The sequence below is a fragment of the Mesorhizobium sp. BR1-1-15 genome, assembly GCF_020165475.1.
Taxonomy (GTDB): Bacteria; Pseudomonadota; Alphaproteobacteria; order Rhizobiales; family Rhizobiaceae; genus Mesorhizobium.
In genome coordinates this window covers 285,997-298,809 of the sequence record NZ_JAIUIF010000002.1, presented here as the reverse complement: position 1 = coordinate 298,809, position 12,813 = coordinate 285,997, and the positions used below count along the sequence as shown (strand labels likewise).

Here is a 12,813-nt window from a genome sequence, read left to right as displayed (position 1 = left end):
GGTCCGTGCCGCTGTGTATCCTTTGAAACAAAAAAACCGCCTCGGCGGCGGGACGTCAGCACCATACGAAGAATGACAGCATAACTGCCCTCAGCAGTGAACCTCAGGCCGCAGAACGGCCCGGGTGCGCAAGGTCACCCGAGCCGGAACCCGCAATGTCACTCGATGTCGAAGGAGACACCCTGGGCGAGCGGCAGCGCCTTGGAATAGTTCACCGTGTTGGTGGCGCGGCGCATATAGGCTTTCCACGCATCGGAGCCGCTCTCGCGGCCGCCGCCGGTTTCCTTTTCACCACCGAAGGCTCCGCCGATCTCGGCGCCCGACGTGCCGATATTGACATTGGCGATGCCGCAGTCCGAGCCGTCGACGCCGAGAAAGCGCTCGGACTCCTGCAGGTCGCGGGTGAAGATCGACGACGACAGCCCCGCTCCCACCGCATTGTGCTCGTCAAGCACGGCGTCGAAATCGGAATACTTCATCACATAGAGGATCGGCGCGAACGTCTCTTCGGTCACCGGCGACACTTGGCTGGGCATTTCGACTAGCGCCGGATGCACGTAGTAGGCGTCCGGATGGCCATTCTCGACCCGCGTGCCGCCGGTCACCTTGCCGCCGTGGGCGGACGCTTCCTGCAGCGCCTTCTGCATGGCTTCGTAGGCTGCCTTGTCGATCAGCGGCCCAACGAGGGCCGACGTCTCCAGCGGATTGCCGACAGAGACGCTCTGATAGGCCTTCTTCAGCCGCGGTACCAAGGCGTCGTAGATGCTGTCATGCACGAACAGGCGCCTCAGCGTCGTGCAGCGCTGGCCCGCCGTGCCCATCGCGCCAAAGGCAATCGCGCGCAACGCCATGTCGAGATCGGCGGTCGGGCAGACGATGCCGGCATTGTTGCCGCCGAGCTCCAGCACCGCGCGTGCAAAGCGCTTGGCCAGGCGCGGGCCGACGTCGCGGCCCATGCGGGTCGAGCCGGTGGCGGAGACCAGCGGCACCTTGGGATGATCGACCAGAATCTCGCCGACGGCGCGGTCGCCGATCAGCACCGACGCGAGCCCTTCCGGCGCATCAGTGCCGAAGCGCTTGACGGCGCGCTTGAAGATCGCCTCGCAGGCCAGCGCCGTCAGCGGCGTTTTTTCGGAAGGCTTCCATACCACCGCATCGCCGCAGACCAGCGCCAGCGCCGCATTCCACGACCACACCGCGACCGGGAAGTTGAAGGCGGAGATGACGCCGACCACGCCGAGCGGATGCCAGGTTTCCATCATCCGGTGTCCTGGGCGCTCGGTCGCGATGGTCAGTCCGTACAATTGCCTGGAAAGACCGACGGCGAAGTCGCAAATGTCGATCATCTCCTGCACTTCGCCGAGCCCTTCCGAGGGGATCTTGCCGACCTCGATCGACACCAGCCGGCCAAGTTCGGCCTTGTGCGCGCGCAATTCCTCGCCGAGCAGCCGCACCAGCTCGCCGCGCTTCGGGCCCGGTACCAGCCGCCAGGCCTGGAACGCCTTGTGCGCGGCATCGATGGTCCTGGCCGCATCGGCCTGTGAGATCGTGCTCAATGCCGCGATCTGCTCGCCCGTGACCGGGCTGCGCACGATCAGGTCGCCGCCGACAAGCGCCTCCTTGGCAACACCCAGTTTCGCCAGCAGCTCGGCGGTTTCCTTCGCTATCGTCATGTCTGTCCCTTTCAGATCCCGCCATTCATGTGGCGTGGTCAAGCATTGCGCCGTGCATTCCCTGTGCGGTCAGGCGCAGGGTGGCGCTGTCTTGGCGTGCCAATAGCGGTTTCAGGAAAAAATCGCCACCCCGGCATGGTCCAAGCCCGGGCCAGACCATTGAACCAGGGTCAGCTTGCGGTGCGCGCTGCGCTGTCCTTCATCAGCCGGTCGATGTGCATGCGTATATGGGCCGCTTCCGCCGCGGTGTTGGCAAGCGCGATGGCGCGATCGAAGGCGACCCGCGCCTCCTCGCCCCGGTCGAGTTGCATCAAAAGCCCGCCCTTGAGGCCGAAGAAGTGGAAATAGCCGGAAAGCCTCTGCTCCAGCGGCTCGATCATGGCGAGCGCGGCCTCCGGGCCACGCACCTTGGAGACCGCAACCGCACGGTTGAGGGTGACGACAGGCGACGGCTGCATTTGTTCGAGCAGGCCGTAGAGCAGGTCGATCTCCACCCAGTCCGTGTCCTCGGCCTTTTCAGCCCGCGCATGCAGCGCGGCAATCGCCGCCTGCACCTGGTAAGGGCCGGGCTTTCGGTGGCGCAGCGCCTTGTCGACCAGCGCCAGCCCCTCATCGATCATCTTGCGGCTCCACAGGCTGCGGTCCTGATCCTCGAGCAGAACGATCTCTCCGTCCGCATCGAAGCGGGCCGGTGCGCGCGCATGCTGGAGAAGCAGCAGCGCCGTCAGCCCCATGATCTCCGGCTCGGTCTGGAACAGCCTGAGCAGCAGCCGGGCCAGCCGGATCGCCTCCTCGCACAGCGGCGCGCGGGCTGGCGCCTCGCCGCTGTTGATCGAATAGCCCTCGTTGAAGATCAGGTAGACCATGGCTGCGACTGCGGCGAGCCGCTCCGAGCGCTCCACCGCGCCCGGCGTCTCGAACGGCACGCCGGCGTCGGCGATACGTGCCTTGGCGCGGGTGATGCGCTGCTCCATGGCGCTTTCGCCGACCAGGAAGGCGCGCGCGATCTGCTTGACCGTAAGGCCGGAGACAATGCGCAGCGCCACCGCGATCTGCTGCGTTGCCGGCAGGTCGGGATGGCAGCAGATGAACAGCAGTCGCAATATGTCGTCGCGGTAGTGCGCGCCATCGAGCCGCTCGGCGATGTCGCTCTCTGCGTCCTCGAGATCAGATATCTGGTCCTCTTCCGGCATCGGCGCCTGCTTGGCGCGCTTGCGCACCGCGTCGATGCCGCTGTTGCGTCCGACGAAGATCAGCCAGGCCGCCGGATCGCGCGGCGGACCGTTCTGCGGCCAGTTCTTCAGCGCCCTGAGGCAAGCGTCCTGGAAAGCTTCCTCCGCCGTATCGAGGTCGCGGAAATAGCGCAGCAGCGCACCCATCGCCTGCGGGCGGGCGGCGCTGATCGCTGAGCTGATCCAGGCAAGTTCGGTCATACGGCGACCCTAGTGGGATTGAAGATGGATACCGGGCGGATTTCGTAGGAGCCGCCGCTCGGATTGACCTCGGAAAGTTCGCGCGCGAACTCCACCGCCTCGTCGAGATCGGCGCATTCGAGCGTGTAGAAGCCGAGGAACTGTTCCTTGGTCTCGGCGAACGGCCCGTCGATGACGATCGATTCGCCCTTGACCTTCCTCAGCGTCGTCGCCGCCGTCGTCGGCAAAAGCCGCGCCACCGGGCCAAGCCGGCCGGCGTCCGCGTATTTCTGCTGGACATCGAGAATGTTGGCCATGACCTTGTCGTCCTGTTCCTTGCTCCAGGAGCAGACGACGTCTTCGGAAGCATAGCACAAGATCGCGTAGAGCATGGTTTGTCCTCTTCTGTGTCAAAGGACGAAACACTAGGACCGATCCCGACACGGCGTCGATAAAAAAATCGAGGCGCCGCGGATTCAGCGGCCGCTGGTTGCCGCGGGTCCGCTTTCGTGCGTCTTCAGCCATCGCAGCACGAGCGCTTCCTCGTCATCGAGACCGTCTATCGACCGTTTGCGCTTGTTGGCTTCCGCTATTTCGGCAAGCAGCCGTCCCTGCAGCCATGCTTCGAAGACTTGCGGATGGATATAGCATTGGCGGCAGACGGCGCGCGTGTTGCCCAGCCGCTCGGCGACCCTGTCGATGACGCTGTTCATCGCCCGTTTCTGCTGTGCCTGGCTGTCGGGCAGCACCGTTTGCGCGAACAGCGACGCGGCGTGAATGGTGCCGCCCCATGTACGGAAATGTTTCGAGCTGAATGCATCGCCGATGGCCTCGCGGATGTAGCGGTTGACGTCCTCGGAGCGCACCGGGTGTCTGTTGCCGTCCTCATCGAGATACTGGAACAGCTTTTGGCCCGGCAGGTCCTGCGCGCCCCGCACGATTCGCGCGATGCGGCGATCGACCAGCTTCAATTTCCATTCCTTGCCCGATTTGCCCTTGAAGGCGAACCGCAGGCTCGATCCCTTGATGTCGACATGGCGGTCCCGCAGCGTCGTCAGGCCGAAGCTCTTGTTGTCGCGGGCGTAAGCGGCGTTGCCGACTCGGATCATGGTGTTGTCGAGCAGCCAGACGATCGCGGCGACGACGCGTTCGAGCGGCAGGCCATGGCGGCGCAGGTCGCTGTCGATCCTGCGCCGAAGCTCCGGCAGACTTTCGGCGAAAGCGACAAGGCTCGAATATTTGGCGCTGTCGCGTTCCTCGGCCCAACGCGGATGGTAGCGATATTGCTTGCGCCCGCGCTGATCCCTGCCGGTTGCCTGGATATGGCCGTCCGCCTCGGGCGAGATCCACACATCCGTCCAGGCCGGCGGGATAACGATCGCCTCGATGCGCGCTCGGGTGGCATCCGAGACCGGCCTTCCGTCAGGTCCCCTGTAGGAAAATCCCTTGCCCGCTTTCAGTCGGCGGATACCGGGCTCGGTATCGCTGACATAGATCAGTGCGGCATCCTCGGCAGAGATCTGAGCGCCGTTCTTTGGTGCGGCCTCGCCGTCGATAGTCAATCCGGATTTCTGCAGCATGCTGGCCCCACGGAAACACCCGTAGATAAGCCTCTGGGCCGAGCACTGGTTCCATTCCTGTCCGAAAAGTCGGCGGCCACCCACGTCGGGCGGAACCCTGCAAGGCGCTTTGCGCAAGCAGGCCTGACGTCAGGTCTTCTCCAGCACCACCGGAATAACGTCGACGGCTTGCTCTCCGACCTGTCCGCCGGTGGTCTTGAGAACGCCGACGATCGGCGCGACATCCGAATAGTCACGGCCATAGCCGACGGTGATGTGATCGTTGGAGGCCCGCATGCCGTTGGTCGGGTCGAACTCCTGCCAGCCGGCATCGCGCCCGCACCACACCTTGACCCATGCATGCATGGCGTCGGCGCCCTCCAGCCTGGGCTTGCCCTTGGGCGGAATGGTGCGCAGGAAGCCGCTGACATAGCCGGCCGGTATGCCGAGCCCGCGCAGGCCGGCGATCATGATATGCGAGAAATCCTGGCACACGCCGCGCTTCAGCCGGAAGGCATCGCCTGCCCTGGTGCGGACGGTGGTTGCCTCGTTGTCATAGGTGAAATCGCGGTGGATGCGATTGCAGAGGTTCATCGCCGTACCGGCGGCGGAGCCGCCGACGCTGTCGCGCGCATAGGCGGTAATCGCCGCATCGATGCCGGCGTGACCGCTGGCGGCCAGGAAATGGTGGGGGGTATCCGGCGCCAGCGAGCGCACGGCGGCGAGCTCCTGACGCAGCCGGCTAAGGTCGGGCGACACGTCGAGCCCGGGCTCGGGCCGCGACACCGCCACGCGCGCGCTCATCCTGATGTCGAGTGCGTCATGCGCGTCGCGGAAGGCGATCGAGGTGACGTTGTTGCCGAAGAAATCGGAAAAATCCGAGCGTTCGTTTGGCGCCGGCGCGAAGGATAGCGACGCTGCGACGACGCGCTGCACGCCGTCGATGGTCGGCGGCAACACGCGGACCTGGTGACGGCCGCCGCCGACGACGGCGGCGTAGTCGTAGTGAAGGTGAAGCCTGATGTCGTAGAGCATGCCGGAGCGCCGCCTTAACCGAAATAGGCCTTGGCGAGGCTGCTGTAGAGCCCGCCTATCTCGCCGGCGAGATCGTTCAGCGCCTTCACAGTCATGTCCGCTGGCTCCTTGATGGCGATGGCTGTGTTGAGCTGCAGGATTTCCTTGGCCGCAGGCGACATGTGCCCCTCGCCGCCGATCGCCGGCAGCAGCCCGATCTCGGCCTTCAGCCGTTCGAGCTGGAACAGGATGGAACGCGGATTGAGCGGATCGAGCGCCAGAAGGTCGATCACCGTGCGGCGGCCGGCTTGCACAGGGTACTGCCGCCGGTGCGTCATGACGCTGTCGCCGATCTCCAGCATCATGTCGAGCGCGCCGTCCGGCGCCTTGTCGCTGGTCAGCCGGGCGAGCGTGCTGGCGATCTGTATGCCGCGTTCCAGCCGCCGGCCGATCTCCAGGAACCGCCAGCCCGCGAAGCGGTACATGTTCTCGTGCAGCAGGCCGGAAAAACCGGCGAGCTTGCGCAGGATGACGGTCATCGCCCGCGTCGCGTCATCCCCCGGCGCCACCGTCGTCGCGAACTGATGGATGGTCTTCGACAAGTCCTTGAGCGCCAGCCAGCCGTCCGGCGAGAAACGGTCGCGGATCTGGCCGGCGCTGTAGACCGCGCTGTCCAGCGTACCGATCAGCCCCGATGGGATCGCTGTTTCGACATCGATGCCGAACGGTTCGAGATGATCCCTGATGTCGGCCAGCAGCGGCATATCCGGATCGGAAGTTTCGGCGAGCCGCACATGATAGGCGCGCAGGATGCGCACCGTGTCTTCCGAGCGTTCGATGTAGCGGCCGAGCCAGGTCAGGTTTTCCGCTGCGCGGCTGGGCAGGCTGCCCGGCCTGGTGCGGCTGAAGCTGTCGCCCTCTTGTGGCAGCAGCGTCTCGCGCTCCACCGGCCGGTCGCTGACCACCCAGACATCGGCCGCCTGGCCGCCGCGCTGCATGGCGATCGCGGTCGGATCGAGCGACAGGCCGACGCGGGCGAACCCGCCCGGCATCACCGTCCAGCCCTCGGGCGTGCGCGCCAGGTAGACACGCAGGCTTGCCGGCCGCGGCTCCAGCCAGCCGCCGACATAGACGGGCGTCGTCGAAAGCGTCACCGCTTCCTGGCCGACGAAAGCGTCGCCGTCGCGTTCGATGCGCGCCACCAGGTCCGCCCGCTCCCCGGCCGACAGCGCGGAGCCAAGCCTAGTCTGGTCGTCGTCCTCGAAGGCCAGCCTCGTCGACAGCGCCGGCCCGATCACCATGCGGTCGATATTGGCGAGCACATGCGCTCGGTCGGATGCCTGACCGCACCACCATGTCGCGACGGTGGGCAGCTCGAGTTCCTCGCCCCGCAATTCGCGCGCGATCTTGGGCAGGAAGGCAAGCAGCGCGCGCGTTTCCATCAGGCCCGAGCCGAGCGCATTGACGGTGGAGACGCTGCCTTGCCGGATCGCCTCGACCAGGCCCGGCGTACCGATTTGCGACTCCGAGCGCAGTTCCAACGGATCGGCGAACGCCGCGTCCAGCCGTCGCCACAGCACGCTGATCGGCATCAGCCCGGAAACGGTGCGCACCATCAGCCTGCCCCCGGAAACGGTCAGGTCCTCGCCTTCGAGCAGCATGATGCCGAGATAGCGGGCGATATAGGCGTGTTCGTAATAGGTTTCGTTGAGCGGCCCAGGCGTCAATATGGCGACGCGGCCGTCAGCTTCCCTGGCCATGCCGATCAGCGCATCGCGAAAGCGCCGGAAGAAGCCGGCGAGGCGATGCACATGCATCTCGCCATAGATGTCCGACAGCGCGCGGGTCGTGGCGACGCGGTTCTCCAGAGCGAAACCGGCGCCGGATGGTGCCTGAGTACGGTCGCCCAACACCCACCAGCGGCCGTCCGGCCCGCGGCCGAGTTCGAAGGCGCAGAAATGCAGGAAATGGCCGTCGGCCGGACGAGTGCCAACCACGGGCCGCAAATATTCGGGGCTCGCCGCGATCAGTCCGGCCGGCAGGATGCCCTTCTCGACCAGCCGGTTCGGCCCGTATATATCGGCGATGATCTCCTCGAACAGCTCGGCGCGCTGCACCAGGCCGGCGCTGATCGCTGCCCACTCGGCGTCCTCGATGAGCACCGGAACATGCGCCAGCGGCCATTCGCGCTCGTTGGCGCCGGCCTTGTCATAGACGCGGTAATAGACGCCGGCGTCGCGCAGATACTGGTCGGCACGCGCAAAACGCTGGGCGAGTTCTTCGGCGCCGAGATCATCGAGCGCCTCGATGAAATGCTTCCAGGCCGGACGGGGATTGCCCGACGCGTCGACCATCTCGTCGACGACGCCGTCGATCGGCTGGTAGTGCTCCAGCAGGCGATGGATCTGCGCCTTGCCTCGTACCCGCTTGTGATTCCCCTTTGCCATGTCAGATCAGAGTCTTGGCGGACGCCGAAGGTCAAGCGTCACCGGGAAATCTTCCGTGGGTTGTTCTTCGCGCAGCACATAGGTCGACGGCGTGTGGCCGCGCGCCTCGAAGCGGGCGAGCCGGCGCGCTTCCGCCTCATTGCCGTTGACCGGAAAAGTGTCGTAGCTGCGCCCGCCCGGATGCGCGACATGATAGACGCAGCCGCCAATCGCCCGACCCGACCAACGGTCGTAGATATCGAACACCAGCGGCGTATTGATCGGCAGTGCCGGATGCAGGCCCGAAGCGGGTTGCCACGCCTTGAAGCGCACGCCCGCCACCGCGACTTCCCTGTTGTCGGTAACCTTCATCGGCACGATGCGGCCGTTGCAGACGACGGCATGGCGCTCCGGATTGAGCCCTTCGGTCTTGACCTGCAACCTTTCGACCGAGGAATCGACGAAGCGCACGGTGCCGCCGATGGCCCCCTGCTCGCCCATGACATGCCACGGCTCCAGGGCCTGCCGCAGTTCCAGCTTGACGCCCGCATATTGGACCTCGCCGCAGAAGGGAAAGCGGAACTCGAGCTGCGCGTCGAACCATTCGGGGCGGAACGTGAAACCGTTGAGCTTGAGGTCGTCGAGAACGTCGAGAAAATCCGCCCAGACATGATGCGGCAGCATGAAGCGGTCGTGCAGCGACGTGCCCCAGCGCACGAAACGGCCGTCGAGCGGGTTCTTCCAGGCGCGAGCGATGATCGCCCTGACCAGCAGTTGCTGCGCCAGGCTCATGCGCGCATTGGGCGGCATCTCGAAGCCGCGGAATTCCACCAGGCCCAGCCGTCCGGTCGGTCCATCAGGCGAAAACAGCTTGTCGATGCAGATTTCCGAGCGATGCGTATTCCCGGTGACGTCGGTCAAAAGGTTGCGGAACAGCCGGTCGACCAGCCATGGCAAAGGCACGTTGCCCTGGTCCGGACGCGGCACCTGCGCCATGGCGATTTCAAGCTCGTAGAGCGAATCGTGGCGCGCCTCGTCGAAGCGCGGCGCCTGGCTGGTCGGGCCGATGAACAGGCCGGAGAAGAGATAAGACAGCGAGGGATGCCGCTGCCATTGCAGCACCAGGCTCTTCAAAAGATCGGGGCGGCGCAGAAACGGGCTGTCATTGGGCGTCGCGCCGCCGACCACAACATGGTTGCCGCCGCCGGTGCCGGTGTGGCGGCCGTCGATCATGAATTTATCCGCGCCAAGCCGCGTTTGCCGCGCCTCCTCGTAGATCGCCGTGGTCGTCGCCACGCAGTCCTGCCAGTTGGCAGCCGGGTGGATGTTGACCTCGATGACGCCAGGGTCCGGCGCGACGCGGATGACGTTGAGGCGCGGATCATGCGGCGGGCCGTAGCCCTCGATATGCACTGGCAACCTGATCGCCTTGGCCGCGTTCTCGGCTGCCGCCACCAACTCAAGATAATCCTCCAGCGCCTCGACCGGCGGCATGAACACGCAGAGCCGTCCCTCGCGCGGCTCGACCGAAAGCGCGGTACGCACCGCGCCGCCGATCTCGGTGATCTCCTGCTCGACCCGGTCCTGCTGGGCGGTCGCGGCCGTGAACGATGCCGCCTGCTGGCGGCGTGCCATTTCATCGGCGCCCTGAGGTTCGGCCGGAGCCGCCATGGGCAAGATCGCCTCCCGCACGGGCAGCGCACCGCGCGGCTGCGAAGGATCGACCGGAACGATATAGGGAAACTGCTCCGGCGGCACGTGAGGCAGCGTGCCGAGCGGCAGGCGGTAGCCGACCGGTGAATCGCCCGGCACCAGGAACAGCCGCCCGCGCCGCGTCGTCCATTTTTCCGAGCGCCAGCGCTGGCCCGACGCCTGGCTGTTCCAGCGCTGCACCGGCAGCACATAGCCCGACGGCTTGGTCAGCCCGCGTTCGAACACCGTCGCCATGCGGCTGCGCTCTTCGGGATCCTCCAGCTTCGAATTGGACGGATCGACATTCTCCGGCAGCTTGCCTTCCTTGAGCAGCCACTCGGCCGGATCCTCATAGGCTTCGCTGACCATGGACGTTTCGATGCCGAGCTCGTCGGCGATCGCGGTCAGCAGGCTCTCGGCCTGCTTCGGACCGATATCGGCTTCGCTTTTCTCCCGCGCGATCAGCGACGGGTCGCTCCACACCGGCTGGCCGTCGGTGCGCCAGTAGAGCGAAAAGGTCCAGCGCGGTAAGCTTTCGCCGGGGTACCATTTGCCTTGGCCATAATGGAGGAAGCCGCCAGGCGCGAAGCGCTCGCGCAGCCTCCGGATCAGCGCATCGGCCTTTTCGCGTTTTGTCGGGCCGACGGCGGCGGTGTTCCACTCGGCGGACTCGAAATCGTCGATCGACACGAAGGTCGGCTCGCCGCCCATGGTCAGCCGTACATCCCCGTCCGCCAGCGCCGCATCGACCTTGTTGCCGAGCGCATCAAGCGCATGCCAGCTTTCATCCGAGAACGGCTTGGTGATGCGCGGATGCTCCGCGATGCGGTCGACCCGCATGTCGAAGCCGAACTCGACATTGGCAAAGCTCGCCATGCCGGAAATGGGCGCTGCATTGCGAAAATGCGGGGTGGCGGCAAGCGGTACATGGCTCTCGCCGGTAAGCAGGCCCGAAGTCGGGTCGAAACCGATCCAGCCAGCGCCGGGAAGATAGACCTCGCACCAGGCGTGCAGGTCAGTGAAATCCACTGATGTACCGGCCGGCCCATCGAGCGTGACGAGGTCGGGCTTGAGCTGGATCAGATAGCCCGAGACAAAGCGCGCGGCGATGCCTAGATTGCGCAGGATCTGCACCAGCAGCCAGCTCGAATCGCGGCACGACCCTTTGGCGGCCGCCAGCGTTTCCTCCGGCGAGAACACGCCGGTCTCCATACGCACGATATAGGCGATTTCGCGCTGCAGCCGGGCATTGAGGTCGACGAGAAAATTGACCGTGTTTTTCGGGCTGGTATCGATGGTTTTCAGGAACGCCGACAGCAGCGGGCCTGCCGGTTCCGGTGTGCGATAGATGGCGAGGTCGTTGCGTGTCTCTTCCGGATACTCGAACGGGAAATTTTCCGCCGTCTCCTCGACGAAGAAATCGAACGGGTTGTAGACCGTCATGTCGGCGACGAGGTCGACCTCGATCTTGAGTTCGCTCACCGGGTCGGGAAAGACGAAACGGGCGAGGAAATTGCCGTAGGGGTCCTGCTGGAGATTGACGAAGTGGTTCGCCGGCTCGACCTTCAACGAATGGCTGAGCACTTTGGTGCGCGAATGTGGCGCCGGCTGGAGCCTGATCACCTGGGGACCAAGAACCACCGGCCGGTCGTATTTGTAATGGGTCAGGTGATAGACGGCGGCCAGAATTGCCATGGAGCCCCGGAAGATCGGCGTTTAGCTGGCCGAACCCTGACACATCTGGCCGTCATTCTCCAAGCGGATGTTGCGCTGCACCTAACTTAAACGGCTACCGAACCTCAGAAAAACGCTTGGATCCCCGTCTGCGCCCGTCCCAGGATCAGCGCGTGCACGTCATGCGTGCCCTCATAGGTGTTGACCGTCTCCAGATTCTGCGCATGGCGCATCACGTGATAGCCGATCTGGATGCCGTTGCCGCCATGCATGTCGCGCGCCTGGCGGGCGATGTCGAGCGCCTTGCCGCAATTGTTGCGCTTGACGATCGAGATCATCTCCGGCGCCATCTTGCCTTCGTCGAGCAGCCGCCCGACGCGCAACGAGGCCTGCAGCCCGAGCGCGATCTCGGTCTGCATGTCGGCGAGCTTCTTCTGGTAGAGTTGCGTGCTGGCCAGCGGCTTGCCGAACTGCTTGCGGTCGAGGCCATACTGGCGCGCGCGATGCCAGCAATCTTCGGCCGCGCCCATCGAGCCCCAGGAAATGCCGTAGCGAGCCCGGTTGAGGCAGCCGAACGGCCCCTTCAGCCCCGACACGTTGGGCAGCAGAGCATCCTCGCCGACCTCGACGCCTTCCATAACCACCTCGCCGGTGATCGACGCCCGCAGCGACAGCTTGCCGCCGATCTTCGGCGCCGAAAGCCCCTTCATGCCCTTTTCCAGGACGAAGCCACGGATCTCATCCTTGCCGTTCTCGCCCTTCAGCTTCGCCCAGACGACGAACACGTCGGCGACGGGCGCATTGGAGATCCACATCTTGGAGCCGGTAAGCTTGTAACCATTGGCGGTCTTCTCGGCGCGCGTCTTCATGCCGCCGGGGTCGGAGCCGGCATCCGGTTCGGTCAGGCCGAAACAGCCTATCCACTCGCCGCTGGCGAGCTTGGGTAGATACTTCCTGCGCTGTTCGTCCGAGCCATAGGCATAAATGGGATACATCACCAGCGACGACTGCACCGACATCATCGAACGATAGCCGGAATCGACGCGCTCCACTTCGCGGGCGACCAGGCCGTAGGTGACATAGTTGGCGCCGAGGCCGCCGAATTCTTCCGGAATGTTGATGCCGAGCAGGCCGGCCTCGCCCATCTCGCGAAAAATCGCCGTGTCGAAGGTTTCGTTGAGATAGGCCTCCTCGATGCGCGGCGCGAGCTTGTCGGCGGCGAAGGCCGCCGCTCCGTCCCGCACCATGCGCTCGTCTTCCGAAAGCTGGTCCTCGATCAGGAACGGGTCTTCCCAGACGAATGCATTCTTGTCGGCGGCCATGGCGTCTCGATCCTTAAAAACGGGTGAAGCCCGGCTTATCG

At 65.1% G+C, this 12,813-nt stretch carries 8 protein-coding genes; all 8 read right to left on the bottom strand.

Annotation, left to right across the window (positions count from 1 at the left end; translation table 11 throughout):
• Positions 1-158: 158 nt before the first annotated feature.
• Positions 159-1,673 (bottom strand): aldehyde dehydrogenase family protein, encoded by a 1,515-nt coding sequence (locus LB541_RS05080; RefSeq protein WP_140566285.1) that lies wholly within the window; start codon positions 1,671-1,673, stop codon positions 159-161.
• Positions 1,674-1,843: 170 nt separating this feature from the next.
• Positions 1,844-3,106 (bottom strand): RNA polymerase sigma factor, encoded by a 1,263-nt coding sequence (locus LB541_RS05075; protein ID WP_140522297.1) that lies wholly within the window; start codon positions 3,104-3,106, stop codon positions 1,844-1,846.
• Positions 3,103-3,477: a YciI family protein gene (locus LB541_RS05070; RefSeq protein WP_140496184.1), complete on the bottom strand. Its 375-nt coding sequence runs from the start codon at positions 3,475-3,477 to the stop codon at positions 3,103-3,105. The genes LB541_RS05075 and LB541_RS05070 overlap by 4 nt, the downstream gene beginning before the upstream one ends.
• A gap of 84 nt (positions 3,478-3,561) precedes the next feature.
• Complete coding sequence (locus LB541_RS05065) at positions 3,562-4,665, bottom strand: DNA topoisomerase IB (protein WP_140584390.1); 1,104 nt, start codon at positions 4,663-4,665, stop codon at positions 3,562-3,564.
• A 129-nt stretch (positions 4,666-4,794) separates the two neighbouring features.
• On the bottom strand, positions 4,795-5,679 hold the full coding sequence (locus LB541_RS05060; protein ID WP_140650974.1) for a transglutaminase N-terminal domain-containing protein: 885 nt from the start codon (positions 5,677-5,679) through the stop codon (positions 4,795-4,797).
• 14 nt (positions 5,680-5,693) lie between these two features.
• Positions 5,694-8,105: a circularly permuted type 2 ATP-grasp protein gene (locus tag LB541_RS05055; RefSeq protein ID WP_140522302.1), complete on the bottom strand. Its 2,412-nt coding sequence runs from the start codon at positions 8,103-8,105 to the stop codon at positions 5,694-5,696.
• Between the two features lie 6 nt (positions 8,106-8,111).
• The gene (locus LB541_RS05050) at positions 8,112-11,471 is read right to left on the bottom strand and encodes a DUF2126 domain-containing protein (RefSeq protein ID WP_224618009.1); all 3,360 of its coding nucleotides are present in this window, start codon (positions 11,469-11,471) and stop codon (positions 8,112-8,114) included.
• Between the two features lie 104 nt (positions 11,472-11,575).
• Positions 11,576-12,772, bottom strand: coding sequence for an acyl-CoA dehydrogenase (locus tag LB541_RS05045; RefSeq protein ID WP_140496189.1), 1,197 nt, complete (start codon positions 12,770-12,772; stop codon positions 11,576-11,578).
• Between the last annotated feature and the right edge of the window lie 41 nt (positions 12,773-12,813).